The 24150-nt window shown below is 65.1% G+C and carries 25 protein-coding genes; 23 read left to right on the top strand and 2 right to left on the bottom strand.

The genetic code is table 11. The features are described 5' to 3' along the window. Nucleotides 1–109: 109 nt before the first annotated feature. From K2U94_RS05385 to K2U94_RS05465, 17 genes are all read left to right on the top strand, one after another. Complete coding sequence (locus K2U94_RS05385) at nt 110–565, top strand: hypothetical protein (protein ID WP_243066232.1); 456 nt, start codon at nt 110–112, stop codon at nt 563–565. Then, nucleotides 540–3164, top strand: coding sequence for a hybrid sensor histidine kinase/response regulator (locus K2U94_RS05390; RefSeq protein ID WP_243066233.1), 2625 nt, complete (start codon nt 540–542; stop codon nt 3162–3164). Before K2U94_RS05385 ends, K2U94_RS05390 begins: the two co-directional genes overlap by 26 nt. Next, nucleotides 3161–3646 carry a chemotaxis protein CheW gene (locus K2U94_RS05395; RefSeq protein ID WP_243066234.1) on the top strand — a complete coding sequence of 162 codons (486 nt, stop codon included), beginning with the start codon at nt 3161–3163 and terminating at the stop codon, nt 3644–3646. Before K2U94_RS05390 ends, K2U94_RS05395 begins: the two co-directional genes overlap by 4 nt. Nucleotides 3647–3691: 45 nt before the next feature. Then, entirely contained in the window at nt 3692–4057 is a 366-nt protein-coding gene (locus K2U94_RS05400) for a response regulator (RefSeq protein WP_243066235.1), read from the top strand. A gap of 48 nt (nt 4058–4105) precedes the next feature. Continuing rightward, the gene (locus K2U94_RS05405) at nt 4106–4945 is read left to right on the top strand and encodes a CheR family methyltransferase (RefSeq protein ID WP_243066236.1); all 840 of its coding nucleotides are present in this window, start codon (nt 4106–4108) and stop codon (nt 4943–4945) included. A 92-nt stretch (nt 4946–5037) separates the two neighbouring features. Beyond that, entirely contained in the window at nt 5038–5418 is a 381-nt protein-coding gene (gene flgB / locus K2U94_RS05410; RefSeq protein ID WP_243066237.1) for a flagellar basal body rod protein FlgB, read from the top strand. Between the two features lie 3 nt (nt 5419–5421). After that, nucleotides 5422–5841 (top strand): flagellar basal body rod protein FlgC, encoded by a 420-nt coding sequence (flgC, locus tag K2U94_RS05415; protein ID WP_243066238.1) that lies wholly within the window; start codon nt 5422–5424, stop codon nt 5839–5841. A gap of 1 nt (nt 5842) precedes the next feature. Beyond that, entirely contained in the window at nt 5843–6151 is a 309-nt protein-coding gene (gene fliE, locus K2U94_RS05420) for a flagellar hook-basal body complex protein FliE (protein WP_243066239.1), read from the top strand. A gap of 16 nt (nt 6152–6167) precedes the next feature. Beyond that, entirely contained in the window at nt 6168–6959 is a 792-nt protein-coding gene (gene flgG, locus K2U94_RS05425; RefSeq protein ID WP_243066240.1) for a flagellar basal-body rod protein FlgG, read from the top strand. Further along, on the top strand, nt 6956–7408 hold the full coding sequence (flgA, locus tag K2U94_RS05430) for a flagellar basal body P-ring formation chaperone FlgA (RefSeq protein WP_243066241.1): 453 nt from the start codon (nt 6956–6958) through the stop codon (nt 7406–7408). The genes flgG and flgA overlap by 4 nt, the downstream gene beginning before the upstream one ends. Before the next feature lies 1 nt (nt 7409). After that, on the top strand, nt 7410–8516 hold the full coding sequence (gene flgI / locus K2U94_RS05435; protein ID WP_243066242.1) for a flagellar basal body P-ring protein FlgI: 1107 nt from the start codon (nt 7410–7412) through the stop codon (nt 8514–8516). Between the two features lie 77 nt (nt 8517–8593). Further along, complete coding sequence (locus K2U94_RS05440; RefSeq protein ID WP_243066243.1) at nt 8594–9184, top strand: MotE family protein; 591 nt, start codon at nt 8594–8596, stop codon at nt 9182–9184. After that, on the top strand, nt 9181–9900 hold the full coding sequence (gene flgH / locus K2U94_RS05445; RefSeq protein WP_243066244.1) for a flagellar basal body L-ring protein FlgH: 720 nt from the start codon (nt 9181–9183) through the stop codon (nt 9898–9900). Before K2U94_RS05440 ends, flgH begins: the two co-directional genes overlap by 4 nt. A 15-nt stretch (nt 9901–9915) precedes the next feature. After that, the gene (locus tag K2U94_RS05450) at nt 9916–10431 is read left to right on the top strand and encodes a flagellar basal body-associated FliL family protein (protein ID WP_243066245.1); all 516 of its coding nucleotides are present in this window, start codon (nt 9916–9918) and stop codon (nt 10429–10431) included. Continuing rightward, nucleotides 10428–11168, top strand: coding sequence for a flagellar type III secretion system pore protein FliP (gene fliP / locus K2U94_RS05455; RefSeq protein WP_243066246.1), 741 nt, complete (start codon nt 10428–10430; stop codon nt 11166–11168). The genes K2U94_RS05450 and fliP overlap by 4 nt, the downstream gene beginning before the upstream one ends. A gap of 176 nt (nt 11169–11344) precedes the next feature. After that, on the top strand, nt 11345–12280 hold the full coding sequence (locus tag K2U94_RS05460; RefSeq protein WP_243066247.1) for a flagellin N-terminal helical domain-containing protein: 936 nt from the start codon (nt 11345–11347) through the stop codon (nt 12278–12280). A 135-nt stretch (nt 12281–12415) separates the two neighbouring features. Beyond that, complete coding sequence (locus K2U94_RS05465; RefSeq protein ID WP_243066248.1) at nt 12416–14890, top strand: tetratricopeptide repeat protein; 2475 nt, start codon at nt 12416–12418, stop codon at nt 14888–14890. An 88-nt stretch (nt 14891–14978) separates the two neighbouring features. On the opposite strand, the gene K2U94_RS05470 is transcribed toward K2U94_RS05465, so the two are convergent. Both K2U94_RS05470 and K2U94_RS05475 read right to left on the bottom strand, forming a co-directional pair. Further along, complete coding sequence (locus K2U94_RS05470; RefSeq protein WP_243066249.1) at nt 14979–15656, bottom strand: class I SAM-dependent methyltransferase; 678 nt, start codon at nt 15654–15656, stop codon at nt 14979–14981. 27 nt (nt 15657–15683) lie between these two features. Further along, nucleotides 15684–16454 (bottom strand): glycosyltransferase, encoded by a 771-nt coding sequence (locus K2U94_RS05475; protein WP_243066250.1) that lies wholly within the window; start codon nt 16452–16454, stop codon nt 15684–15686. 128 nt (nt 16455–16582) lie between these two features. Between K2U94_RS05475 and fliF the strand changes: the two genes are divergently transcribed. From fliF to K2U94_RS05505, 6 genes are read left to right on the top strand one after another with little or no spacing between them, the layout of a single operon-like run. Next, the gene (gene fliF / locus K2U94_RS05480; RefSeq protein ID WP_243066251.1) at nt 16583–18241 is read left to right on the top strand and encodes a flagellar basal-body MS-ring/collar protein FliF; all 1659 of its coding nucleotides are present in this window, start codon (nt 16583–16585) and stop codon (nt 18239–18241) included. Continuing rightward, the gene (locus K2U94_RS05485; protein WP_243066252.1) at nt 18238–18936 is read left to right on the top strand and encodes a hypothetical protein; all 699 of its coding nucleotides are present in this window, start codon (nt 18238–18240) and stop codon (nt 18934–18936) included. Before fliF ends, K2U94_RS05485 begins: the two co-directional genes overlap by 4 nt. Beyond that, the gene (locus tag K2U94_RS05490) at nt 18929–20122 is read left to right on the top strand and encodes a MotB family protein (RefSeq protein ID WP_243066253.1); all 1194 of its coding nucleotides are present in this window, start codon (nt 18929–18931) and stop codon (nt 20120–20122) included. Before K2U94_RS05485 ends, K2U94_RS05490 begins: the two co-directional genes overlap by 8 nt. Beyond that, nucleotides 20119–21648 carry a hypothetical protein gene (locus K2U94_RS05495; protein ID WP_243066254.1) on the top strand — a complete coding sequence of 510 codons (1530 nt, stop codon included), beginning with the start codon at nt 20119–20121 and terminating at the stop codon, nt 21646–21648. Before K2U94_RS05490 ends, K2U94_RS05495 begins: the two co-directional genes overlap by 4 nt. Beyond that, complete coding sequence (locus tag K2U94_RS05500; protein WP_243066255.1) at nt 21645–23501, top strand: flagellar hook-length control protein FliK; 1857 nt, start codon at nt 21645–21647, stop codon at nt 23499–23501. The genes K2U94_RS05495 and K2U94_RS05500 overlap by 4 nt, the downstream gene beginning before the upstream one ends. Then, complete coding sequence (locus K2U94_RS05505; protein ID WP_243066256.1) at nt 23458–24036, top strand: transglycosylase SLT domain-containing protein; 579 nt, start codon at nt 23458–23460, stop codon at nt 24034–24036. The genes K2U94_RS05500 and K2U94_RS05505 overlap by 44 nt, the downstream gene beginning before the upstream one ends. The last annotated feature ends 114 nt before the right edge of the window (nt 24037–24150 follow it).

Below are 24150 nucleotides of genomic sequence, written 5' to 3' on the forward strand. Positions count from 1 at the left end.
TAAAACACAACTAAAACGGGTAGTTCGAACGATGTCGAAACACGGGGCGGCGCATCAGGAGGGGGTTGGTGTTTGCGACCATCATGGACGCGAGGCCTCGTTGGGGTTCGTGAACCAGTCAACCGGCCTCGCCAACGACTATCTGAATGTATTCAACGAGATCCTTCTTCTGCTGGAATTCCTTCCGACCATGCCCGAAATGACGGACGAGGCCCTCGCCTGGCAGCCGCGCAGCTATCGGGAATATTTCCTGCAGTCGCCGCTTCCCGGCGCGCGCGAGGCGGTGCGTCGCTACGAGAGACTCGACCCGGCCTTGCGCGAGAGCTTCGAATCGATCCTGAAACGCCTCAATGAGATCGCTCTCGAAGCACAACGCACAGTTGCGGTGGAAATGAACGGCCCGAATTTTCCCGAATCGATCGCGGAGCCCTGCGAGACCACGGCGGCAGCGATGCGCGCCGGCCTCGCCTATGTGGCGCGTCTGATCAATGAAGGACCGTCCGACGAGTGTCGGGAGAAAAAGACGACGAAATCGACCAATGAGCGGAAGCAGAGCCATGGATGAAATGTTGAAGGAATTCCTCGCCGAATCCGCCGAGCAGATCGAGGCGGCGTCGGCGCAGATCGTGGCCTTCGAGCGTCATCCCGAGGATGCGGGCCTGATCGCCAGCATTTTCCGCCTCGTCCATACCATCAAGGGCACCTGCGGCTTCCTTGGCCTGAACCGGCTCCAGCGGCTCACCCACGCGGCGGAAAACCTGATCGGGGCTTTGCGCGAGGGCGCCGACGCGACTCCCGAGGTCGTTTCAGCTGTTCTCGCGGCGGTCGATCGCGTCAAGGCGCTGCTCGCCGAGCTGGAGGAAAAGGGCTGCGAAGGCGAGGGTGACGATTCCGACATGATCGCTCTGCTCGAGGAGCGGGTGGTCGAGTGCCGCGGCGCCGCTGTCGAGGAGGAAGCCCCGGCGGCGGCGCCCATTTCCGAACCGGAGCCCGAACCCGAGCGCGTCGTAGCAGCGGCGCCGGTCGCGCCGGAGGCTGAAACGCGGCAAACGCCCGCGGCGATCGGATCCGTCAAAAACGCTCACGCCGGCGCCCCGGCCGCCGAGACGGCGCCCGGCAAGCGCGCCGAGACGATCCGCATCAATCTGAACACGCTCGAGCGCATCATGCAGCTCGTCTCGGAACTGGTTCTGACCCGGAACCAGCTCCTCGAGATCACGCGCCACCATGCGGACGAGACGCTCAAGTCGCCGTTGCAGCGTCTCTCGGCCATGACGTCCGACCTGCAGGACGCCGTGATGCGCGCCCGCATGCAGCCGGTCGAGCGTGTTTTCACCAATCTGCCGCGCATGATCCGCGATCTCGCGACCGATCTGGACAAGAAGATCAATCTGGTCACCGACGGCGGCGACACCGAACTCGACCGCCAGCTCATCGAGCTGATCCGCGATCCGCTCACCCATCTCGTGCGCAATTGCGCCGACCACGGCATCGAACCGCCGGAAGAGCGCGTCCGCCTCGGCAAGCCGGCGGCGGGAACGGTGCGTGTCGCGGCTTCGCACGAGGCCGGCCAGATTACGATCGAGATCAGCGACGACGGGCGCGGGCTCAACAAGGAGCGGATCAAGGAGAAGGCGCTCGCGCGGGGTCTGGCGACGACCCAGCAGCTCGAACGGATGGGCGACGACGAGATCCATCGCTTCATCTTCTCGCCGGGCTTCTCCACCGCCGAGCGCGTGACCAATGTTTCCGGCCGCGGCGTCGGCATGGACGTCGTCCGCGAGAACATTCAGGCGATCGGCGGCTCGGTGGCTCTGTCCTCGACGCCGGGGCGGGGCTCCTGTTTCGCGCTCAAAATTCCGCTGACGCTCGCCATCGCCCCGGCCCTTATCGTCGAGGCCAGCGGTCAAAGATTCGCCTTGCCGCAGCATTCGGTGGTCGAGGCCGTCGGCGTCAACGGCGGCGAGCATCGCATCGAATTCGTCCAGGGTTCGAAAATCCTGCAATTGCGCGAGGCGGTCCTTCCCATCGGCAGCCTTGCGGAACTGCTCGATCTCGCCCCGCTGGACGAGCCCGGGGCTGATCCGGAGCAGCTTGCCGTCATCATGCGCGTCGGCGCCCAGTCCTTCGGGATTACGGTTGATGCGGTCACCGACGTCCAGGAAATCGTGGTGAAGCCGATGGGCGGCTCGCTGCAGCATCTCGCCGCCTTTTCCGGCCACACCATTCTCGGCGACGGTTCGGTCGTGCTCATTCTCGACCCCAACGGCCTGCGCGAGGCTTTGGGGCTGGAGCAGTCGCGCGAGGCGGCCACGATCGACGCGGAAAACGTCCGCGCGGCCAGCGCCGACAAGATGCGCCTCATCTATTTTCGGGCGGGCGCGGGCGTTGACAAGGTTCTGCCTCTTTCCAACGTGGCGCGGATCGAGACCGTCTCGTCGGAAAACATCGAGCTTTCGAACGGGATGATGCTCACGCATCACCAGGGCCGCCTGATGCAGATCGTCGCCGCCGCCCCCGACGTGATGGTCAAGGAGGGTGACAATACGGTCTTCGTCATTTCGCCGGACGGCGAGCCCTTCGGGCTTTTGGTCGACGGCATTCTCGATATCGTGGACGAGAAACTCGATGTCGAAATCGCCGGAGAGGCGCCGGGGATCGTCGGCGCCGCCAATTTCGGCGGCAAGGTCGTCGAACTGCTCGACATCGCTTATTTCATCGACATGCTGCGGACGCCGGGCGAAGGCGAGGTCAAGGGCAAGACCCGCTTGCTGCTGGTGGACGACGCCGCGTTTTTCCGCGACATGCTTTCGGCCACGCTGCAGGCTTCGGGCTTTGAGGTGGTCAAGGCGGAGACCGGCGCGCAAGCCGTTTCGCGCATCGCGCAGAATGCGCGCTTCGACGCTATTCTCATCGACGTTGATCTGCCCGACGGCGCTGGCTTCGAACTCGGAAGGCGCCTCCGCGACGCCGGGGCGCGCGCGCCGATGATCGCGCTCGCGCCTTTCGCCAGCCGCGAGATAATGCGCGCCGCGGAAGCGGCCGGCATGATGGCGGCCGTCGGAAAATTCCAGCGCAACCAGCTTCTCGACATCATCCGCGCCTGCGTCGCCGACGACGGCGTCGGGGAGAGCGCCGCTTTCGCCGCAGGAGTCGCCGCATGAGCTTCGAACCTTCCCGAACGTTGAGCGAAACGCCGCAGGCCGCGGCCAATGCGCTCGACGGCTATTTCTCGATCAAGGTCGCCGACGACGTTTTCGGCCTGTCGGTGACGCGCGTTCAGACGATCTTCCGGATCGGCTCGGTCACCCGGGCGCCCGGGGGCCCGCGCGACATTGTCGGCCTCGTCAATCTGCGCGGCAAGATCGTGACGGCGGTGAGCCTGCGCCGCCGTCTCGGCCTCAGGCCGGAGGATGGCGGCGCGGGCAGCCTGGCGATCGGCATCGAGCATGGTGGCGAGGCCTTCGCCCTGCTCGTCGACGAGATCGGCGACGTGTTGAGCCTCGCCCCCGACACGGCGATCGCGCCGCCGCCGCATATAGCGCGCGGCCGGGCGAAATTCGCCGCCGCCTATCATCGGATCGCAGGCCGGATCATGCCTTTGCTCAATATCGACGCGGTCTTCGACTTCAGCGAGGACAGCTGATCCATCACGCATCGGGCGCAAAGAAATCACGAATGGAGACTGACAATGAAGAACGTGCTGGTTGTCGACGACTCGCCCATGATCCGGCGAATCGCGAAAAAGATTCTCGAAGAGCTGAACTTCAAGACCGCGGAGGCCGAGGATGGCCAGAAAGCGCTCGTCGCCGTTTCCGCCTCCATGCCGGACGCTATTCTGCTCGACTGGAACATGCCGGTGATGGACGGGCTGGAGTTCCTCGTCAATCTGCGCCAGATGCCCAATGGCGCGACGCCGAAAGTGTTGTTCTGCACGACGGAAAGCGACGTGAAGCACATCACCCGCGCCATGCAGGCCGGCGCCGACGAATATATCATGAAGCCCTTCAACAAGCAGATCGTGAAATCGAAATTCGAGGAAGTCGGCCTCTGCTGACGGGCGCGGATTTGTCTATATCGCTTTGCGTAATTCGGGTGTCGCGTCATGTCTCAGGCTTTCCTGGCCTTGCAGAGCTTTTTGCTGAAATCGTCCGGACTGGCGCTCGACCGCGAGAAGCAATATCTCGTCGAGGCGCGGCTCAATCCGGTGATCGATCAGGCGGGGCTGAACGGTCTGGCGGAACTCGTCGCGCGCATTGAGAAGGACCGCGCGCTCGCGAAGAAGGTGACGGAGGCGATGACCGTCAACGAAACCTTCTTCTTCCGCGATCGCGCGCCTTTCGAGGGGTTTCGCAACGCCATTCTGCCGGAATTGCTGAAGGCGCGGGCGCGGACGCGCCGCATCCGGCTGTGGTCGGCGGCCTGCTCGACCGGGCAGGAGCCCTATTCGCTGGCCATGATCCTCGACGAGGAAGCGCGCAAGCTCGGAGGCTGGAGCGTCGATATCGTCGCGACCGATATAGCCGACTCCGTGCTGAAGCGCGCGCGGGAGGGCGTCTACAGCCATTTCGAGGCCCAGCGCGGCGTGCCAATGTCGCATCTCGTGCGTTATTTCACCAAGCGCAAGGATCAATGGGCTATCAACCAGAGCATCAAGGCGCGGATCGATTTCCGCCAGCAGAATCTGATGAGCGACTTCTCGCCTCTCGGCGTGTTCGACGTGATCCTCTGCCGCAACGTGCTGATCTATTTCGCGCCGGAACAGAAACGCGACGTGCTGGCGCGCATGGCGCGCGCGCTCGCGCCCGACGGCTATCTCGTGCTTGGCGCGGCGGAAAGCGTGATCGGCTATTCGAGCGAATTCAAGCCCCATGGCGAGAATCGCGTGATCCTCACCCGGCGTATGCTTGGCGAGGCGCAGGCGAAAAAGGGATTGGCCTTCTGAGGGGGCCAGCCTGGGGCAAGATTGACTTCCTAATCTCGCGCTGAAGACCTTTCGCGCCCAGCGGCGTGAAGGAAACTTGGCGGAGATTCTCCATGCAGACGCTGGCGCTGTTCTCGCTCGCGACGCAGCAGGCGAACTGGCTCGACGCCCGGCAGGCGACGATCGCCTCGAATGTCGCCAATGCCAACACGCCGGATTATGAGGCGCGCGATCTCGCGCCTTTCGCCGCCGTGCTCTCCCATATGCAATTGTCCATGGCCGCGACGGAGCCGGGTCATATTCAACCTGTCGCCGACGCCGGCCAGCGCGTGAAGGTCAAGCGCGACGACGCCTGGGACGTGGTCTATTCCGGCAATTCGGTCAATCTCGAACAGGAAATGATGAAGGCCGGCGAGGTCAGCCGCGCCCATTCGCTCAATGTCAACATCATCCGCTCCTTCCAGCAGATGCTGATGAACGCCGTGAAGGTCTGAATCATGTCGATCGATCCGCTTGCCTCCTCGCTTCACATTGCCGGCTCCGGCCTTGAAACGCAATCGGCGCGCCTGCGCGTCGTGGCGGAAAATATCGCCAATGCCCGATCGACCGGATCTTTCGCCGGCGCCGATCCTTACGCGCGCAAGACGATCACTTTCGAGGACGAACTCGACCGCGCCGGCGGCGATACGCTCGTCGCAGTGAAAACCATCGGCGTGGACAAGACGCCCTTCCGCATCGAGCACATGCCGGGCAATCCAGCCGCCGACGCCGAGGGCGACGTGAAAATGCCCAATGTCGATCTCCTGTTCGAAATGGCCGACATGCGCGAGGCCAACCGCTCCTATGAGGCCAATCTCCAGGTGGTGAAACAGACGCGCCAGATGATTTCCGACACGATCGACCTGATGAGGAGCTGACATGATCGCCGCCATTCTTCCCCTCGCCGCCGGCGCCGTTCAGACGGCGGCCTCCGTCGCTCCGGCGGCCGTCGCCTCCGTCGCGAGCGCCGGATCGGACTTCGGCGCCGCGCTGGCGCAGGCCGCCGACAATGCGCTGCACACGCTCAAGACCGCCGAGACGACCTCGATCAAGGGCATCGAGGGCAAGGCGAGCGTGCAGCAGGTCGTGGACTCGATGATGTCCGCGGAGAGGACGCTGCAGACGACGCTGGCGATCCGCGACAAGACGGTCGCCGCGTTTCAACAGATCAGCCAGATGCAGATTTGAGTAAAGGAGTGAGTCGATGAGAGCGCTCGCCATCGCCGCGACGGGCATGAACGCCCAGACCAAGAATCTCGAAGTGATCGCCAATAACATTGCCAATATCAACACAACGGCGTTCAAGCGTTCGCGCGCGGAATTCACCGATCTGATCTATCAGGCCGAGCGTCTGCAGGGCGTCTCGACGCGCGGGCAGAATGCGGTGGTTCCCGAGGGTGCGCAGATCGGCCTCGGCGTGCGCACCGCCGCCATCCGCCCGCTGAATATTCAGGGCTCTCTGACCAATACCGGCAATCAGCTCGATCTCGCCATCAACGGCCGCGGCTGGTTCCAGGTGACGACGAGCACCGGCGAAATTCTCTATACCCGCGCCGGCTCCTTCAGCACCAACGCCAACGGCCAGATCGTCACCAGCGACGGCTATCAGATTCAGCCTGCGATCGTCGTTCCCAACAATACGACGGCGATCACGATCAGCCAGACCGGCGTCGTCGACGCGACCATCGGCGGCCAGACCATTCCGCAGCAGATCGGCCAGCTGACCATCGCCAATTTCGTCAACGAGGCCGGGCTGATGGCGATGGGCGGCAATCTGTTCGAGCCGACGGCGGCCTCGGGGCAGGCGGTGGTCGGCGTGCCGGGCGACCCTGGTTTCGGCTCGATCAACCAGGGCTATCTCGAAGCCTCCAATGTCGATCCGGTGTCGGAAATCTCCAACATGATCGCGGCGCAGCGCGCCTATGAGATGAATTCGAAAGTGGTCGAGGCGGCAAGCTCCATGGCCGGCACGATCTCGAACCTGAGGGTGTCATGACCGCGGGCCGCCGGCTCCTTTTCGCCGTCGCCGCCGTCCTCGTCGCCGGCGCGGCGCAGGCCGGTCAGCGCGCGCTGCCGGTTCCGGCGCGGGTGATCTATCCCGGGGACCGGATCACCGGCGCTATGCTGGTCGATTCCAGGGATTTTTCCGCCGAGCCGGGGGATGTGGTCTGGGACCGCGCCGATCTCGTCGGCAAGGTCGCGCGGCGCACCCTGCTGCCGGGCCGGCCGATCGCGGCGATTGCGGTGGGGGCGCCGCGCGCCGTGTCCATGGGGGCCCTGGTCTCCGTCTACTACCAGCAGGACGGCATCGACATCGCCACGACCGCCCAGGCCCTGCAGAACGGCTATGTCGGCCAGGTCGTGCAGGCGCGCAATCTCGACAGCGGCGTGGTGATCTCCGGCGTCGTTCAGGCGGATGGTTCGATCCGTGTCCGGGGCGGTTGAAATGCGCTTTTTCCGAGCCTGCGCGCTCGCGGTTATGGCCGTGTTCGCCTTTGCTCATGCCGAGGCGGCGGTACGGATTAAGGACATCACCTCCGTCAAGGGCGTCCGCGACAACCAGCTCGTCGGCTATGGTCTCGTCGTCGGCCTTCAGGGCACCGGCGATTCCCTGCAGAACGCGCCATTCACCGGGCAGTCCCTCCAAGCGATGCTGGACCGCATGGGCGTGAATGTGCGCAACGTCAATCTGCGGACGAGAAATGTCGCCGCGGTGATGGTCACCGCGGATCTGCCGCCTTTCGCCGCGCGGGGGACGCACATCGACGTTACCGTCTCATCGATGGGCGACGCGAGCTCGCTGATGGGCGGGACTTTGTTGCTGACGACGATGAGCGGCGCGAACGGTCAAGTTTACGCGGTCGCGCAAGGCGCGGTGTCGGTCACTGGCTTTGCGACTCAGGGCCAGGCTGAAACGCTGACTCAGGGCGTGCCGACGGCGGGCCATATTTCCAACGGCGCGACGGTGGAGCGGGAGATCGCCAGCCGCATGCCATCGGACGGCGCGCTGAATCTGGAATTGAACAATCCCGATTTCGCCACCGCCGTGCGAATCGCCGATGCGATCAACAGATATTCCTGGGCGGGTTATCACCGGCGCACGGCCCTCGAACAAAGTCCCAATTCCGTAGCGCTCCATCGTCCGCCCGGCGTCGGCGCGACCCATTTCATCGCCGAAATCGGCGAGCTTATGGTCGAGCCTGACGCACCGGCGCGGGTGGTGATCGATTCGCGCACGGGAACTGTCGTGATCGGGCTGGACGTTCAAATTTCTCCGGTTGCCGTGACGCAGGGCACGCTCACCGTGCGGGTGACCGAGACGCCGCAGGTCTCGCAGCCGGCGCCTTTCTCGCACGGCCGCACCGTGGTTACGCCCCAGACTCAGATTCAGGCGGACGAAGGCGGCGGTTGGGTCGCGGTGATCGGCGGCCGAAGTCTGAGGGGATTGGTGCATGGCCTGAATCGTATCGGCGCCAAGCCGCCGACGATCATCGCGATCCTGCAGGCGATCAAGGCGGCGGGCGCGCTCCAGGCCGATATCGTGGTGCAATAGGCGCGAGGCCGGCAGGCGCCTGAGCGTCAGCCCAACGCAAGCTTGCCGGCGGAAAGTGCGGCAAAGGAAGCATGCCGATGATCCGCCGTCTCCACACCATCCTCACGCCGCTGATCTGTCTTGCCGCGCTCGGGCCCGCTCTCGCAAATGAGGGGGGCGGCGGAAAACAAAGCATTCAGGCCGATCCGCCGAACATGCCGCCCATTCGCCAAGTGCCGATTCGCAGGCCGGCATTGTCGCCGATCAAGCCCCTTGCCGTCACGGGCATGAAGGGCGTGGCCAATTATTGCGGGGCGATCGCGAATTCCGCCGCGAGCGCCCGGCTCGCCTGGCAGGAGCAGCGGATCAAGACCTTGCAGGCGGAGTTGACGGTCAAGATCGCCGAGCTCGACGCCAAGACCGGCGAGGTCCGCCAATGGGTCGCCAAGCGCGAGGAACTGCTCGCCAAGGCCAGCGCGAATCTCATTGCGATCTACAGCAAGATGACGCCGGACGCCGCGTCGGCCCAGCTGCAGGACATGGACGACGACACCGCCGCGGCGCTGCTCCTGAAAATGAAGCCGGCGGTCGCGAGCGCGGTGATGGGGGAAATGGACGCCGCGCGCGCGGCGCGCCTGAGCGATCTTCTGACCGGCGCGACAGCCAAATCCGAGGGGAAGAAATCGTGATCGTCCGCTCTCGCCTCGTCGCCGCCCAGATTCTGGCTCTCCTCCTCGCGGCGCCGCTTTCGGGATGCAACGAAAGGTCGCGGCTGTTCGTCGCGCCCGCGATGTCGCCGGTCGGCAGCGGCTTCGTCGCCAATACCGATCCCGCGCTTTACGAATTGGCGCCCCGGCGCCATCCGTCGGGCGCGTCGCTGTTCGTGGACGGCGCCGCCAATCTCTTCACCGATTCGCGCGCCATGAAAGTCGGCGACGTCATTACCGTCGTCATCATGATCAACGACAAGGCGAGCTTCGGCAACACCACCGGCCGCTCGCAGACCGCCCAGGAAAGCATGGGCTTCGACTGGATCTTCAACCAGAACATGTATCAGAACAAGGTCAATGCGCTCGGCGATCTCAATTCCTCCAGCTCGTCGAACGGGCAGGGTTCGATCGACCGCTCCGAGAAGGTGCAGCTTTCGATCGCCGCCGTCGTCACCCGCGTCCTGGCCAATGGCAATCTCGTCATCAGCGGCACGCAGGAAGTGCGGGTGAATTTCGAAAAGCGCGTTCTCCATGTCGCAGGCATCGTGCGGCCGCGCGACATCAACAGCAACAATACGATCGGCTATGACAAGATCGCCGAGGCGCGCATCTCTTACGGAGGCCAAGGGCGCATCAGCGAGGTGCAGCAGCCCGCGTGGGGGCAGCAGGTTTTCGACGCTCTGAAGCCGTTCTGATCCGGGAGACGGGCGATGGCAGGAAAGATGGAGGGCAGGGCGGAAACGCCGCCCAAGGCCTCGCGGGGGATGAGTCTGGCGCAGAACGCGATCGCTTTCGCCGTCGCAGCCCTCATTGCGGCAGGCGTCGGCGGCGCATCAGGCTTTCAGACCGCGCATCCGGGCGCATCTGTGGTGAAGGCGCAAGGCGGCGGCGTCGCAAAGACGGGCGACGGCGCCAAGGTTCCGCCGATGGTCGAAATGGGCTCGATGGATCTCGCTCCGGTCGTCACCAATCTCGCGTCGCCCGCCGACGTCTGGGTTCGTCTTGAGGCGACCATGTTGTTCGAGGGCAAGACGCTGCCGCATGGCGAGGCGCTGGCGGGCGAGATCGCCGGCGATATCCTCGCCTATTTGCGCACCGAGACCCTGGCCCAGATTCAGGGCGTCGCCGGTCTGGAGCATCTACGCCAGGATCTCAACGACCGTGCGTCCATCCGGTCGGAGGGCAAAGTGCGCGCATTGATCATCCGATCGCTGGTGGTGCAATGAAGCGCGCGTTTTTTCTTGCTCCCCTGGCGCCGATCCTGTTCGCGGGCGCGGCGCATGCGCAAGGCGGCGATCTTGCCGCCGCGCTCAACAATATCGCCGGCGCCTCGACCAGCGGCCGCATCGTGCAGCTGGTGGCGCTGCTCACGGTCCTGTCGCTCGCGCCGGGCCTGCTGATGATGGTGACGAGCTTTACCCGCTTCGTCATCGCTTTGTCCTTCCTGCGCTCCGGTCTCGGCCTGCAGAGCACGCCGGCCAATCTGGTGCTGATCAGCCTCGCGCTGTTCATGACCTTCTTCGTCATGGCGCCGACCTTCGACAAATCATGGAAGGACGGGATCAAGCCGATGATCGACAACCAGCTCAGCGAGGAGCAGGCTTTTCCCAAGATCGTCGAACCATTCCGCCGGTTCATGCTCGCCCAGACGCGGGAAAAGGACCTGAAGACCTTCGAGGATCTTTCGCGCGGCGCCTTCGACATCAAGGACCGGTCGACGGTCGATCTGCGCGTGCTCATTCCGGCCTTCATGATTTCGGAATTGCGGCGCGGCTTCGAAATGGGATTCCTGATCGTCCTGCCCTTCCTCATCATCGACATGATCGTGGCGACGCTCACCATGTCGATGGGCATGATGATGCTGCCGCCGTCGCTGATTTCCCTGCCGATGAAACTTCTGTTCTTCGTGCTGATCGACGGCTGGAACCTGCTGATCGGCAGCCTGGTGCGCTCGGTGAATTGAGGCGCGCGACAGCAAAAGCGCGGCTGTTAAAGATTGAGCAAGGTTTCTCGCATAAGTTGTAATCAAGCACGATGGGTTGAGTCGTCGAGACTCGAAGGCATGAGGCCGCTCCCGTTGTTCCGGAACGCCCGGGATGTTTCTCGTATCTCTCATGCATCCCAGAGGAACGCCTCACCATGACCTATCTGCTGACCAACGCTTCCGCCCTGACCGCGCTCCAGAGTTTGACCATGACCCAGCAATCGCTGGCGAACACGCAGAGCCAGCTCTCGACCGGCCTCTCCATCCAGCACGCTTCCGACAACACTTCCTATTGGTCGATCTCCCAGACCATGTCGTCGGACAATGGCGCGCTCGGCGCGGTGTCGTCAGCGCTCAAACAGAGCTCGTCGATGCTCGCCACCTTCACCTCGGCGATTGAACAGACGATCTCGGTGGTCAACAACATCAAGAACGACCTGGTCGCCGCGCAGAATCCGGGCGCCAACCTGACCCAGATCCAGAGTGACATCGCCGCCCAGCAGAACTCGCTGCTACAGATCGCCGGCGGCTCCGCCTTCAATGGCCAGAACTGGCTGAACGGCACGGTCAACGGCTCTACCGCCGGTTTCCAGTCCTCGGTCAATCTGGTCGGCGCCTATACCAACAGCGGCGGCGTCTCGTATATCTCCGTCACCGCGAGCGCCGCGAGCCTCTATACCAACGGTTCCGCCGCGACTTCGGTTGCGAGCGCCTCCGGCGGCATCCTCGGCGCGACCAGCGCCGGCTATTCCTCGGCGATCCTCGGCGGCCAGGCGATCAATGTCACCGGCGCGACCGGCGCGAATGTCTCCAACCTGACCAACATGGTCGCTTCGGTCAATAACACCATCACCCAGCTCGAGACCGCCGCCGCGACGATCGGCTCCGCGCAGGAGCAGCTCACCACCCAGCAGACCTTCATCTCCGCGATGCAGACCAATCTGACCAATGGCGTCGCCTCCCTGGTGGACGCCGACATGAACCAGGTCTCGACCCGCCTGCAGGCCCTCCAGACGCAGCAGCAGCTGGGCGTCCAGTCGCTGTCAATCGCCAACCAGTCCTCGCAGATGATCCTGAAGCTGTTCCAGTAACAGACAAATCCAGGGACTTCATCCGGGCCGCGCCCTTTGGGCGCGGCCTTCGTCGTTTCGCGCTCCGGGTCCTTGCGACAGCCTCGCGCCAGTTTGCCATGTTGCAATCCGGCTTCAGGACCCGGCAAGGAGCGGATGGGGACGACGATGACGGCCAAGGCGATCGCTGAGCAGGAGAAGCAGGGGCAGATCCCGCTGCCGCCGCAGGAAATCATCCGGCAAAGTATCGCGCTCGCCGCGCGGTCGCACCAGGCCGGACAATTGAGGCAGGCGGAGCAGCTCTATCGCGCCATTCTGGCGGTCGATCCGCTTCACGCTGACGCCCTGCACGGTATGGGCGTCCTGGCGCATCAGGCCGTGCGCAGCGACCTCGCCGAGCAATTCCTGCGCGCGGCGCTGAACCAACGCGCCGAGCCCACCTTCCACAACAATCTCGGCCTGGTGCTGCTCGCGCTCGACCGGCCTCACGAGGCGCTGGCGGCGGTCTATCGGGCGCTGGAGCTGCGCGGCGTCTATCCGGAAGCTTTCAACGCCCTGGGCAATGTGCAGCAGAAGCTCGGCCGGCGCGACGAGGCGGCGGCGTCTTACGGAAAGGCTGTGGCGCTGCGGCCCGATTATGCCGACGCCCACGCCAATCTCGGCAAGGTCCTGCTGGAGATGGGTGAATTCGCGGCTGCCGAAGAGTCGGCCCGCAAGGCTTCGGCGCTCGCGCCGGCGAGCGCCGAAGCCTGGAACATTCTTGGCAATGTCTTACGCGCCCGCGGCGAATATGACGAAGCGATTTCCTGTTTTGATCTGGCCCTGGCGGCGCGGCCCCATTACGCCGAAGCCTTCAACAACAGGGGCGTCGCTTTGCTGATGCTGGGGAAGGTCGACGACGCCGTCGTCGCCGCGCGTTGCGCGCTCGCCACCAACGATAAACTTTCCGTGGCCTGGGCGACCTATGGCTCGGCCTTGTTCGCGCAGGGGAGATTCGACGAGGCGGTTCAGAACTTCGAGCGCGCCGTCGCGCTCGATCCCAATTGCCTCGAAGCCTATAATAATCTCGGCACGACGTTGCTCCAGCTCGATCGCGCCGACGACGCCATCGCCGCTTTCGAAAAGGCGATCGCCCTCTCCGAAGAGGGTAGCCGCGCCGAAGGCCACTACAATCTGGGCACCACGCTGATCGACGGCAATAATCTCGACCGCGCCATCTATTGTCTCGGCAAGGCGGTGGAGCAGGACCCCGAACACGCCGCGGCCCACAACAATCTCGGCGTCGCCTTGCAGAACAAGGGCTTGCCCGATGAGGCCATCGAATCCTATGGCAGAGGAATCGAGGTCGATCCGCAATATGCCGGCGCCTATTGCAACAAGCTGATGGCGATGCATTACGTCGAAAGCTTCGGCAATGACGAACTTCTGGAAACCGCGCGGCAATTCGGGCGGATGTTCAACCGGCCCGACCCGCGGCCGTTCCCCGACTGCGATCTCGCGCCCGATCGGCGCCTGCGCATCGGTTATGTGTCGGGCGATTTCAACAACCACCCGGTCGGATTCTTCTTCGCGCGGGCGCTCGCCGCGCATGATCGCGCCGGTTTCGAAACCTTCTGCTATTCCAACTGGGCGGCCGAAGACGAGATGACCGCCGAATTGCGCGGCCTCGCCGGCCATTGGCGCGACATTCACAAGCAGTCCGACGGCGAAGCCTTCGAGCGGATAAGTGAAGACAAGATCGACATTCTGGTCGATCTTTCGGGCCATACCAACAAGACGCGGCTGTTGCTTTTCGGCCTGAAACCGGCGCCCATTCAAGCGAGCTGGATCGGCTATTTCGGTACGACCGGCCTGCCGGCGATGGATTACCTCATTCTCGATCAGATCTCGGCCCCGCCGGGTTCGGATCGCTGGTACACGGAATCGGTCGTGCGCCTGCCTTATGGCCGCTTCTGTTACAAGCCGCCCGCCTTCGACATTGCGCTCGCCGAGCCGCCCTGCTTGCGCAAGGGCGTCGTGACGTTCGGCTGTTTCAACAATGTCGCGAAATTGAGCGCGGGCGCAATTCGGCTCTGGGCCGAGATTTTGCGCGCGGCGCCGGATTCGCGGCTCCTGCTCAAATGGAAGAGCCTCAGCGAGGCCAGCGTGCGGGAAAGGCTCCTCGATTCCTTTGCGGGCCATGGCGTCGCGCGCGATCGCATCGGATTTCGCGGCCAATCGTCTTATGCGCTTATGCTGCGGGAATATAACGACATCGACATCGCGCTCGATCCCTTCCCCTTCGGCGGCGCCACGACGAGTTGCGAGGCATTGTGGATGGGCGTTCCGGTCATCACTCTGCCCGGCGATCGCCTGGCGTCGCGCCAGACGCTCGGCTTCCTGCATCACATGGGACATGAGGAGCTGGCGGCGGATTCGCCGCGGGATTATGTAGCGCGCGCCGTCGCGCTCGCGAAAGACCCGGTCCGGCTCAAGGAATTACGCGCCGGATTGCGCTCGGCGATGGAATCGGCTCCCTTTTGCGACGGCCCCAAATTCACCGCCTCCCTCGAAGCCGCCTACCGCCAGATGTGGCGCCGCCATGTCGCGGGCGAGCGGCCGGCCGCGTTCGACATCGCGGCGCTTGGATAGAGCAGGATCGAAAAAAGCGGCAGGATGCGTCGCGACGCATCCTGCGCGAACAGAAGCTCCGCCTTTGGGGTGGCGTGGTTGGCGCCGTTCAGACCTGCGTCTCGGGAACTGCCACCAGCACATATTGCAGCGGTGAAGCGTCGGCGACCGCCTGGTCGGGGTCGAATCCGGCCGCCGTCGCCATGGCGCGGATGGCGGGCAGGAAGCGTTCGCGCTCGGCCTCGGGAAAAATACGCGGCTTGCCGTCGATCACGCGATAGCCGCAGGACTGGAACATTTCCAGCGCGGTGATCCGGGTGAACCAGCGCAGATGGGTGCGGTCGAGGAGGCCTGCGTCCTCATAGCGGAACAGGCCGCAGGCAAGGCGAAGCTGGACGCTCCAGTGCTGGGCGTTGGGAATGCAGGCGACGACGCGGCCGCCCGGGCGCAGCAGCGGCCGGATGCGCCGCAACACGTCCCAGGGATCGCGCAAATGTTCGAGCGTGTCTCCGAACACGGCGCAATCGCAGGCGAAGAGCCGTTCGAAGGTTTCGCCGGGCATGGTTTCGACGTCGCCGACGACGGCCTCCGCGCAGATTTTTCGCGCCGCCTCCGCGTAATTGGGATCGATCTCCACGCCGGCATAATGGCAATTCGAGTTGACTTTCAGATAGGCGCGGGCGAGCGCGCCGGTGCTGCAGCCGACTTCGACGACGCGGTTGCAATCGGGGGGCATAAAGCTGAGAAGATCGCCGTTGAAAAAATCATGCGCGGGGGTCTGCTGCATGCCTGCCTTCTCGTGAGTTGCGGCGCGTCAATCGCGCCATTTCTGCAGATAGGTCTCGTATCCGGCGCGCCATTCCGGGCAGCCGAAAGCACCGCCGCTGGCGTGAATGACGCCCAGCGGCGCCGCGCCCATGGAGACGTTTTTCGCTTCGAACTGGCGGCAGATGTCCATATCGTAGAAATGGAATTTGAACTGCTCGTCGAAGCGTATTCCATTGCGCGTCAGGGCGCCTTTGCGCATCGCGAGCAGCACACCGTCCATCAGTTTGAGCGGCTGCATGACGTCGCCGAAAACGTCGATCGCGCAGGGAAAGCCGTCGCCATGACCGACGATGCCGCTTAAATTGGCGCGGTCGTCCCAGGTGAATTTGTCGTCGACGAAAGCCCAGGCTGGCTGGCGCGCGACGCGGCGCTTGTTGCCGGCGAGGCCGACGACGTCAAATTTGCTCAAGCCGAGCATAAGCTTGTCGACCCAGAAGAAATCCGCAATCGTAACGTCGTCATGGACGAAGACGAGGATTTCCTCCTCATGGGCGATTTCGTCGATCGCCTGATTGTAACATGCGCCAAGCCCTCTCTTGTCCTCGAAAAAGATTCGCGCCTTGACGCCGAAGGCGGCATAGGTTCGCAGACTCCGCCCCAGGGCGGAGCGCTCGAGAAAGTCTCTTTCATTATAGCGCGTGGCGCTGACGACGGTGACTGGCGGCATGGCGTTCCTCGCGCCGGTTTTCGCGCCGCCTTCGTGGCGGCGTCGCATCTCGGCGCCCATCCAGCGCGAGACATTTCGCGCTTCGCTCATCCAAGCGCGTCAAGCTTGCGCCAATCGTGCGTTGGAAAATCCTTTCCAAAATCTTACACGAAAACCCCCGCGCAAGTTTGCCAGCGGAAAATGCCAGCTGAATTCAACCGCCCCCGCCGGAATTCGGAATGGCCTTCCGCGAACAATTCGAACGATTCGTCTCCAATCTCCTCGCTCTCGGGCCGCGCCGGCTTGCGCTGCTCGCGGCGATCGGCCTCGCGGTCTTCGCCTTGGTTGGCGCGGCAGGCTATTTCCTCAGCCGTCCGACCAATGAAATTCTTTATTCCGGCCTCGACAAGGAGGATGTCTCGCGCATCGGCGCCGCGCTGCGCGAGGCGAGCGTCAATTTCGACGTTTCCGCCGACGGCGCTACCGTCTATGTCGCTTTTGGCGACACCGCGCACGCCCGCATGCTGCTGGCCGAGCAGGGCCTGCCGCGCGCCAGCGGCACGGGCTATGAATTGTTCGACAAGGTCGGCTCGCTCGGTCTCACCTCCTTCATGCAGCAGATCACCCGCGTGCGCGCGCTGGAAGGCGAGCTGGCGCGCACCATCCAGACCATGCGCAGCGTGAAGGCCGCGCGCGTCCATCTCGTCATGCCCGACGAAGGCTCGTTCCGCCGCGCCCGGACGCCGCCCTCGGCCTCGGTCGTGCTGCGCACCGAGGGGGCGGACGACGCCCGCATCGCCCAGGCCGTGCGTCACCTAGTGGCCGCCGCCATGCCGGGCATGAAGGTGGATCAGGTGACGGTGCTCAATGTGGACGGCCAATTGCTGGCCTCGGGCGAGGACGGCGGCGATTCCGGGCCGGGCAAGATGCTGACGCTGGAGAAGAGCGTGAGCGACGAAATCCGGAGCAATGTTCGCCGGACGCTCGCGCCTTATCTCTCGCTGCGCAATTTCCAGATCAGCGTCGCGGTGCGGCTCAATACCGACAAGAAGGAAACGACCGAGACGACCTATGATCCGGACTCCAAGGTCGAGCGCTCCGTGCGCACTGACAAGGAGACGTCGACGTCCCAGAACTCCACGACCCAGCAGCCGACCTCGGTCGGCCAGAACGTGCCGCAGCCCAACGCCTCGCAGGGCAACGGCAAACAGGCCAATGAGGAAAGCAACAAGAAGGAGGAACTGACCAATTACGAAATCTCCTCCAAGACCATGTCCACGGTTTCGAACGGCTTCGCCATCGAGCATTTGTCGGTCGCGGTTCTCATCAACCGGCCGGGGCTTGCGGCGACGCTCGGCGACAAGGCGACGCCGGCGCAGATCGACAAACAGGTCGGCGAGATCGAGCAGTTGGTCTCCTCGGCCGCGGGCCTGCGCAAGGATCGCGGCGACGTCATCAAGGTCGCCGCGGTCGATTTCATCGACAGCGGCAAGGAGATGGAGCCGGTCCCGCCGATCTCGCTGACCGAGGCTTTGATGCGCCAGTTCGGCAGTATCGTCAGCGCGCTGGCCATGCTCGCCGTGGCGTTCCTGGTGGTCTGGGTCGGTCTGCGGCCGGCGACGCGGGCCCTCATCGACATGCGCGAGCCGCTGGGGGCCGAGGGCGCGCTCGCTCTCGGGGGCGCCGGCGCCGCGCCCGCCCAATTGGCCGGTGACCTGGCGTCCGGCGATCCGCCGATGATCGGCGAAACGCCGCGCGGGGACCAGCCGCTGCTGGAGGACTGGACGCCGCATCGCAATCGCGCGCCGCAAAAGCGGCTGGAGCAATTGATCGATTTCGATGAGGCGCAGGCCGCCGCGATTCTGAAACAATGGATTCGACATGGGGAGCGCGTATGAAGCCCGTTCCATTTGCCCAATATCTCGCGCGCCAGCAGCAGGCGGCCGGGCCGGAGCCGTCGGAGCCGCGGCGCTGGCCGCCGCGCGCGAAAGCGGCCGACGCGCCGGCCGAGCCGCCGCGCAAGTCGCCTTTGCTGCGCGAGGTTGAAAAGCCGGGAGCGGAGCGGGATTCGGAATTCGCGCGTCGGTTGGAGCAGGGGCGTTCCGAGGCGCTCGACGAGGGGCGCGAGGCCGCCCGCAAGGAACTGGACCAGGAGCGGCGCCGGCTGCGCGAGGAGATGGACGCCGAAATCGCCAAGGCGCGGGCGCAATGGGCGGAAGAAGAGGCCGCGCACCTCGCGCAGGCGCATCGCGCGGCTTTCGACGCCCTCGAGCAGCGCTGCGCTCAGGCGGTCGCGAATATCCTTCGGCCGTTTCTCGTGCAGCAAAGCATCGTTCGGGTGACTGACGCCCTGGTCGAAAATATGGAAGCGCTTTTTGCGGCGCGCGTGCAGTCGATGTTCGAGATTTCCGGTCCCGCCGACCTGCTCGCGGCGTTGGAGAAAAAATTCGCCGCGCACAAGGCGACGATCGCGTTCACTCCGGACGAGTCGATCGACGTCCGCGTTCGGGTCGAAGACACGATCATCGAGACCCAGCTCGGGCCCTGGCTGCAGGCGCTCGGCGCCCTGCCGCGGAGCGGCGCCGATGAGTGAAGAGCAGTCGCCGGAAATCATCATCGTCCGCCGCCGCGTCGAAGGCGAGGACGGCCATCACGGCGGTGCGTGGAAAATCGCTTATGCCGATTTCGTCACCGCGATGATGGCCTTCTTCCTCGTGCTGTGGATTCTCAATTCGACCAACAAGGACTCCCAGACGATCATCGCGCGCTATTTCAATCCGGTGAAGATGGAGGATTTCGCCAAGAACAAGAAGGGCATACGCGACCAGCAGGACAAGGAGGTCAAGCCGGGCGCGAACGAGGGCCTGCCCGACAAGGCGCCGCCGGCGGGGCCGCAGGAGGGCAAGATGGAGCTACGCGGCAAGGATCCGGACAAGGACGTCGCGGCCCGGGCGCTGATGAACGAAGAGACCCTGTTCCAGAATCCTTACGCGGCGCTCGATCAGATCGCCGGCAGGGCGCCCCAGCCCCGCGACGGAATGACCGGCTCGTCCTCCAGTGAACAGGGCTCACTCGACGCCTTTCACGATCCGTTCCGCGCGCCGGGCGTTTCGGCGGAGACCGACGACGCCGACGGCGCGACAGGCGTCGCCGATCAATCCGCCGCGCCGCCGAGCGCGCCGCCGCCGCAAGCGAAAGCCGGGGTTCAGCAGGCGGAGGCGCCTGCCCGGCCGTCGAGCGCCGCCGCCAAAAGGGGCGGGGCGAAATCCCCCGACGTCGAACTTACCGCGACCAAGGCCGCCGAGGCGGCGCAGGCTGTCCGCGCCTCCGCCCTGCAAAAGGAAATCGTCAGGGAGGAAAAGGCCGCCGCGGGCGCCAACGGCCCCCGCGTCGAGGTGCGCGCCACCGACCAAGGCCTGTTGATCAGCCTCACCGACAGCGAGAATTTCGGCATGTTCCAAATCGGCTCCTCGGCGCCGAACCCGAAGCTCGTCCATCTGATGGAGCGGATTGCGAAGACCCTAAAAGCCCAGCCGGGCGCCGTCGTGCTGCGCGGCTATACCGATGCGCGGCGCTATCGCAACGGCGCTTACGACAATTGGCGGCTGTCGGCGTCGCGCGCGCAAATGGCGCTCTACATGCTCGTGCGCGGCGGCCTGCCGGAATCGCGCATCGAGCGCGTCGAGGGCTACGCCGACCGCCGGTTGAAAAATCCGAAAAAGCCCGAAGCCGCCGAAAACCGCCGCATCGAAATTCTATTGCGCAAGGCGCCGTCATGAAATTCGCTTTGCCGAAACTGCCGCGGATGACACTCAAGGCGCCGAGCCTGCGCCTGCCGGCATGGCGAGGATTATCGCCGCCACGGCTGAAATTCGCGCTGCCAGCGGGAAAGTCGAAACGGACCAATCTCTTGATCGCCGGTGGCGCTCTCGGCGTTCTTGCGCTTGGCGGGGTCGGCTGGTTCGTGGTCTGGCCAAGACTGCGGCCGCAGGCTTCCGTCGCGGCGCCGCCGAAGGACGCAGCCGGCCCGGCAGCGCCGGCCAAGACAGAGGCTGAGCCGGAAGCCAGGACGGAAGCCAAGCAGGAAACCAAGCCCGAACCCAAGATTGCCGCATCGCCGGCGGCCCAGGCGAGCGCCGCCCCGCCGCACGAGCAGGAGAGCAAGGCGCAGGCGATCGCGGCGCTTTCTGCGCCTCCAGCGCCGCCGAGCGAGGCGGAGCGGCTCGTCCGTCAGTTGCAGGACGTCGAGAATCGCGTGGCCGCCGGCGACGCCGCTTCCTACCAGGAAACGCCGAAGCTCGTTCGCGCCATCGCCAGGCGCTATATCGCGCTGCCGCCGCAGACCTGGGCCGAGAAGCGCAACGCCCGCGCCCTCGTTCTTTATCTGCTGAGCGGCGGCAATTCCGCGCTCGGGCGGCGCATTTTGAATGAGCGCACGCTGGCCCCCTCCGAGGAACCCCTCGCGAAAGGCGCCGTCGCCTATCTGGAGGGAATTGATTGCGCCGAGCGCGACGCATTGCTCGACGTCGATCCACGCCAACTCGACGTGGCGCTCGGCGCGCAGGTCGCCTTCGTGCAGTCGATTCTGCTTTCGAATTACGATCGCGACAAAGCGATCGGGAAACTCGATCTCGCGCGGCTCCTGGCGCCCGGCGGACTGGTCGAGGAGGCCGCCTTGCGCCGGGAAGCGGGCCTGCTCAGCGAGACAGAGAATTTCGACAAATTCGCCGAACTCGCGCGGCAATATCGGTCGCGGTTCCGCCGTTCGCCCTATGCCGCCAATTTCCTGCGCCAGTTCCGCGTCGCGGTCGAGCGCGTCAGTGTCCGCATCACGGTCCAGCAATGGGCGCCGCTCGATGAGTTCATGGAAAGCCTTGGCGTCGAAAAGCGGCGCGGCTTTTATCTCGTCATGGCGCGAACGGCGGCTGTCGCCGGCAATTCCGCTTTTGCCGACCTCGCCGCGAGCCGGGCGCTTGCCCTGGCCGCGCCGGACAGCGTCGAGCGCGAAAGGGCTCTGCTCTATCGCGCCGCCGCCGAGGTCTTGAGCCCTGACGCGACCGCGAACGCCAATCTGCTGCGCGGCGTCGACCGGGGGAAGCTAATGGCGGGAGATCGCCCGCTCTATGACGCAGTCGCGATGACGTCGGCGCGCATTTTCCGTGCGCCGGAGATGAGTTTCGTCACGCCGCCGCCCGGCGCCGGGGATTTGCCCGGCGGCGAATTGGCGCGCGCCGAAAGCAGCCTGCGCGAGGCCAATGCGGCGGTCGAGGCGGCCCGCAGAAGCATGGAGCGCAAGAGCCGATGAGCGCCTTCGGCCTGACCATTCTCAACCTGCCCATCGGGGGGGCGCTGTCCGGCGCCAAATCGGGGCGCGATCGCGACCAGGACAGGGACGCGGCCGAGGCGTTCGACGCCACGCTCGCGGAAAGCGCCCGCGACGCGGCGGCGCCCGAGACTGAGAAAACGCGTCTCGTGCAGATCGAAGCCGCGACGGAAACGCCCGCCAGATCGCCGACGACGTCGGAGGACAAGAATGGCGTGGCGTCGGGCGCTAGCGGAGACGATCTCCTCCGCGATCTGTTGAATATCTCGTCCGCGACGAAGGTCATTACGGCGGTCGCGGCGGGAACGACGCCTGTCACGCGGGGCGCCGTCGCGACCGGCGGCAAGGTCTCTCCAGCTTTGGGCCAGGACGGAGCAACGGACATGACGACGGCCCTCGTGCGGGGCGCCGCCGTCGCGACCGACGACAAGGTCTGTCCAGCTTTCGGCCACGACGGCGCTGCGGACGCGACGACGGCCCTCGTGCGGGGCGCTGTCGCGACCGGCGCCGCTATGGCGCAGGCCCTGGCGGAGGCTGCGGGGCGCGACGCGCAGGCCATCCCAACGCGGCTGCCCGACGAAGCTGCCGCCAGTAGCGCGATGGCGAAAAGGGCGTCGAGCGCGATTCACGCCAAGGATGCGCGCCGGGAGACAGCGCAGTCCCTGCCGAAAGATTTCGTCGCGCGCGATTTGGCGACGGCGGTGGCGCTTCCCTCTGCGACAGCGGCCAAGGACGGAACGGCGGCGTCGTCGCACGATGATCGCAAGGACACGAAATCGGACGATGACGCGGCGGCGCCGCCCGATGTGGCGCGCGCGCCGGCGCTCTCGCCGGCCGCCGCGACGCCCGTTCCGGATTTGAATCTTGCGGCGACGGTGGCGTCCTCGGTCGATCCGCTGCTGCCGAATGGTGAAAAGGTCGCTAGCGGCGCGCATGGCGCGACGAAGGACGCAGACAGATCCGCTCGGAGCGCGACAGCGACGGGTTCGAGCCGCGCTGACTCGACGTCCGCCGCCCAGGCGGCTGGCGATGCGGCGACGATTCATCTGGCGGCTGATTCCGCCGCGGATGCGGCGTCGACGCCCGTTCACGTTGTCGATCTGAAAAGCTGGCATGCGCCCACGGCGCCAGACACATCGAGCGCCCCCGGGCTTGTCCGCCAGCCCGCGACAAGCGCTGCCGCAGCGCACGAAAACTCGCCGTCCGAAGCAAAGCCGCCCGAGGCAAAGGCGCCGGCGACATCGACGCCCGTTGCTTTTTCGACTGCGTCGGCGACGACGGCGTTTGCTACGGTTCCGACGGCGGCGCCGTCGCTTAATTCGGCCGTCGCCAGCGCTCCACCGGGCGCCGCGCCGTTTCAACAGGCCTCAGGCGCAGGCGCGGCGTCGCCGACGGCCAGTCCTGCCGCCTATCGCGCGGGACCCCGCCGTGACATCGAGGTGACGTTGGAGCCGAAAGAGCTCGGCGGCCTCTCCGTCCGGATGAGGAGCCGTGGCGATCGTCTGGAGATCGCCTTCGTCGCCGAAAAGGGAGAAACGGCCCGGCTTATCGACGACAAGAGCGCCAATCTGCAAAGTCAGCTGCGCGACGCGGGCCTCGGCCTTGGCGGCGTCGACATACATGTCGCCGAGAAGCCGAACGTGACTCTTCCGTCCGCTGCCGCGGGCGGCGGGGCGTCTTTCGGGACGTCGCAACAGGGCGGACGCCACGAGCCGGGCGCCTCGTCGCCGCGTCCGCAATTCACCGGCCGAGGCAAGGAGGGCATGAGGGATGACAGCAGCGACAGGGCGAATGATTCCCGCGCTCCTCGCGGCGACCGCGGCCTTTATCTTTAGCCTTTCCGCCGCCCGTGGGGGGGCGCCGGCGGCCCTGGGGCCATGCGAGCGCGAAATGGCGCGGGCGGCGAGCGCGGAGAACATTCCCCTGAGCGTGCTCTATTCGGTCGGTTTGACGGAGACCGGGCAGCGCGGACGGCTGCAGCCCTACGCCATGAACATAGACGGGGTCGCGGTGGTCGCGAACAGCCTGCCCGAGGCGCTGCGGATTTTCGGCGCGGCGCAGCGGCGCGGCGCCAAATTGATCGACATCGGCTGCATGCAGATCAACCATCGCTGGCACGCGGCGGATTTTCCGTCGCTCGAATCGATGTTCGACCCTCATCGCAATGTCGCCTACGCCGCGCATTTTCTCAAAATCCTGCGCCAGCGCGAAGCGAGCTGGACACTCGCCGTCGCGCGCTACAACGCGGGGCCGAACAATGACGCCGGCCAGAGGAAATATGTCTGCGCGGTGATCGGCAATATGGTGCGCAGTGGCCTTGGCGCCTGGACCGAAAACGCCCGCAAATTCTGCGCGCCCGGTGGCGCGTGATATGGTTTGCGCATGAGGCCTTCGGAAACTCATTCCGTTCGCACGGAAATCCACCTCGGCCAAAAGAGTTTCCGTCCGATCCTTTCCGCGGATTGGGACGCGTTCTCCTGGAAG

The sequence above is a fragment of the Candidatus Rhodoblastus alkanivorans genome (genome assembly GCF_022760755.1).
Classification (GTDB): domain Bacteria; phylum Pseudomonadota; class Alphaproteobacteria; order Rhizobiales; family Beijerinckiaceae; genus Rhodoblastus; species Rhodoblastus alkanivorans.

Coding starts and splice junctions, on each gene's coding strand:
- K2U94_RS05390 (WP_243066233.1), top strand. CDS start 540: ATGAGCGGAAGCAGAGCCATGGATGAAATGTTGAAGGAATTCCTCGCC.
- K2U94_RS05395 (WP_243066234.1), top strand. CDS start 3,161: ATGAGCTTCGAACCTTCCCGAACGTTGAGCGAAACGCCGCAGGCCGCG.
- K2U94_RS05400 (WP_243066235.1), top strand. CDS start 3,692: ATGAAGAACGTGCTGGTTGTCGACGACTCGCCCATGATCCGGCGAATC.
- K2U94_RS05405 (WP_243066236.1), top strand. CDS start 4,106: ATGTCTCAGGCTTTCCTGGCCTTGCAGAGCTTTTTGCTGAAATCGTCC.
- flgB (WP_243066237.1), top strand. CDS start 5,038: ATGCAGACGCTGGCGCTGTTCTCGCTCGCGACGCAGCAGGCGAACTGG.
- flgC (WP_243066238.1), top strand. CDS start 5,422: ATGTCGATCGATCCGCTTGCCTCCTCGCTTCACATTGCCGGCTCCGGC.
- fliE (WP_243066239.1), top strand. CDS start 5,843: ATGATCGCCGCCATTCTTCCCCTCGCCGCCGGCGCCGTTCAGACGGCG.
- flgG (WP_243066240.1), top strand. CDS start 6,168: ATGAGAGCGCTCGCCATCGCCGCGACGGGCATGAACGCCCAGACCAAG.
- flgA (WP_243066241.1), top strand. CDS start 6,956: ATGACCGCGGGCCGCCGGCTCCTTTTCGCCGTCGCCGCCGTCCTCGTC.
- flgI (WP_243066242.1), top strand. CDS start 7,410: ATGCGCTTTTTCCGAGCCTGCGCGCTCGCGGTTATGGCCGTGTTCGCC.
- K2U94_RS05440 (WP_243066243.1), top strand. CDS start 8,594: ATGATCCGCCGTCTCCACACCATCCTCACGCCGCTGATCTGTCTTGCC.
- K2U94_RS05450 (WP_243066245.1), top strand. CDS start 9,916: ATGGCAGGAAAGATGGAGGGCAGGGCGGAAACGCCGCCCAAGGCCTCG.
- fliP (WP_243066246.1), top strand. CDS start 10,428: ATGAAGCGCGCGTTTTTTCTTGCTCCCCTGGCGCCGATCCTGTTCGCG.
- K2U94_RS05460 (WP_243066247.1), top strand. CDS start 11,345: ATGACCTATCTGCTGACCAACGCTTCCGCCCTGACCGCGCTCCAGAGT.
- K2U94_RS05465 (WP_243066248.1), top strand. CDS start 12,416: ATGGGGACGACGATGACGGCCAAGGCGATCGCTGAGCAGGAGAAGCAG.
- K2U94_RS05470 (WP_243066249.1), bottom strand. CDS start 15,656: ATGCAGCAGACCCCCGCGCATGATTTTTTCAACGGCGATCTTCTCAGC.
- K2U94_RS05475 (WP_243066250.1), bottom strand. CDS start 16,454: ATGAGCGAAGCGCGAAATGTCTCGCGCTGGATGGGCGCCGAGATGCGA.
- fliF (WP_243066251.1), top strand. CDS start 16,583: ATGGCCTTCCGCGAACAATTCGAACGATTCGTCTCCAATCTCCTCGCT.
- K2U94_RS05485 (WP_243066252.1), top strand. CDS start 18,238: ATGAAGCCCGTTCCATTTGCCCAATATCTCGCGCGCCAGCAGCAGGCG.
- K2U94_RS05490 (WP_243066253.1), top strand. CDS start 18,929: ATGAGTGAAGAGCAGTCGCCGGAAATCATCATCGTCCGCCGCCGCGTC.
- K2U94_RS05495 (WP_243066254.1), top strand. CDS start 20,119: ATGAAATTCGCTTTGCCGAAACTGCCGCGGATGACACTCAAGGCGCCG.
- K2U94_RS05500 (WP_243066255.1), top strand. CDS start 21,645: ATGAGCGCCTTCGGCCTGACCATTCTCAACCTGCCCATCGGGGGGGCG.
- K2U94_RS05505 (WP_243066256.1), top strand. CDS start 23,458: ATGATTCCCGCGCTCCTCGCGGCGACCGCGGCCTTTATCTTTAGCCTT.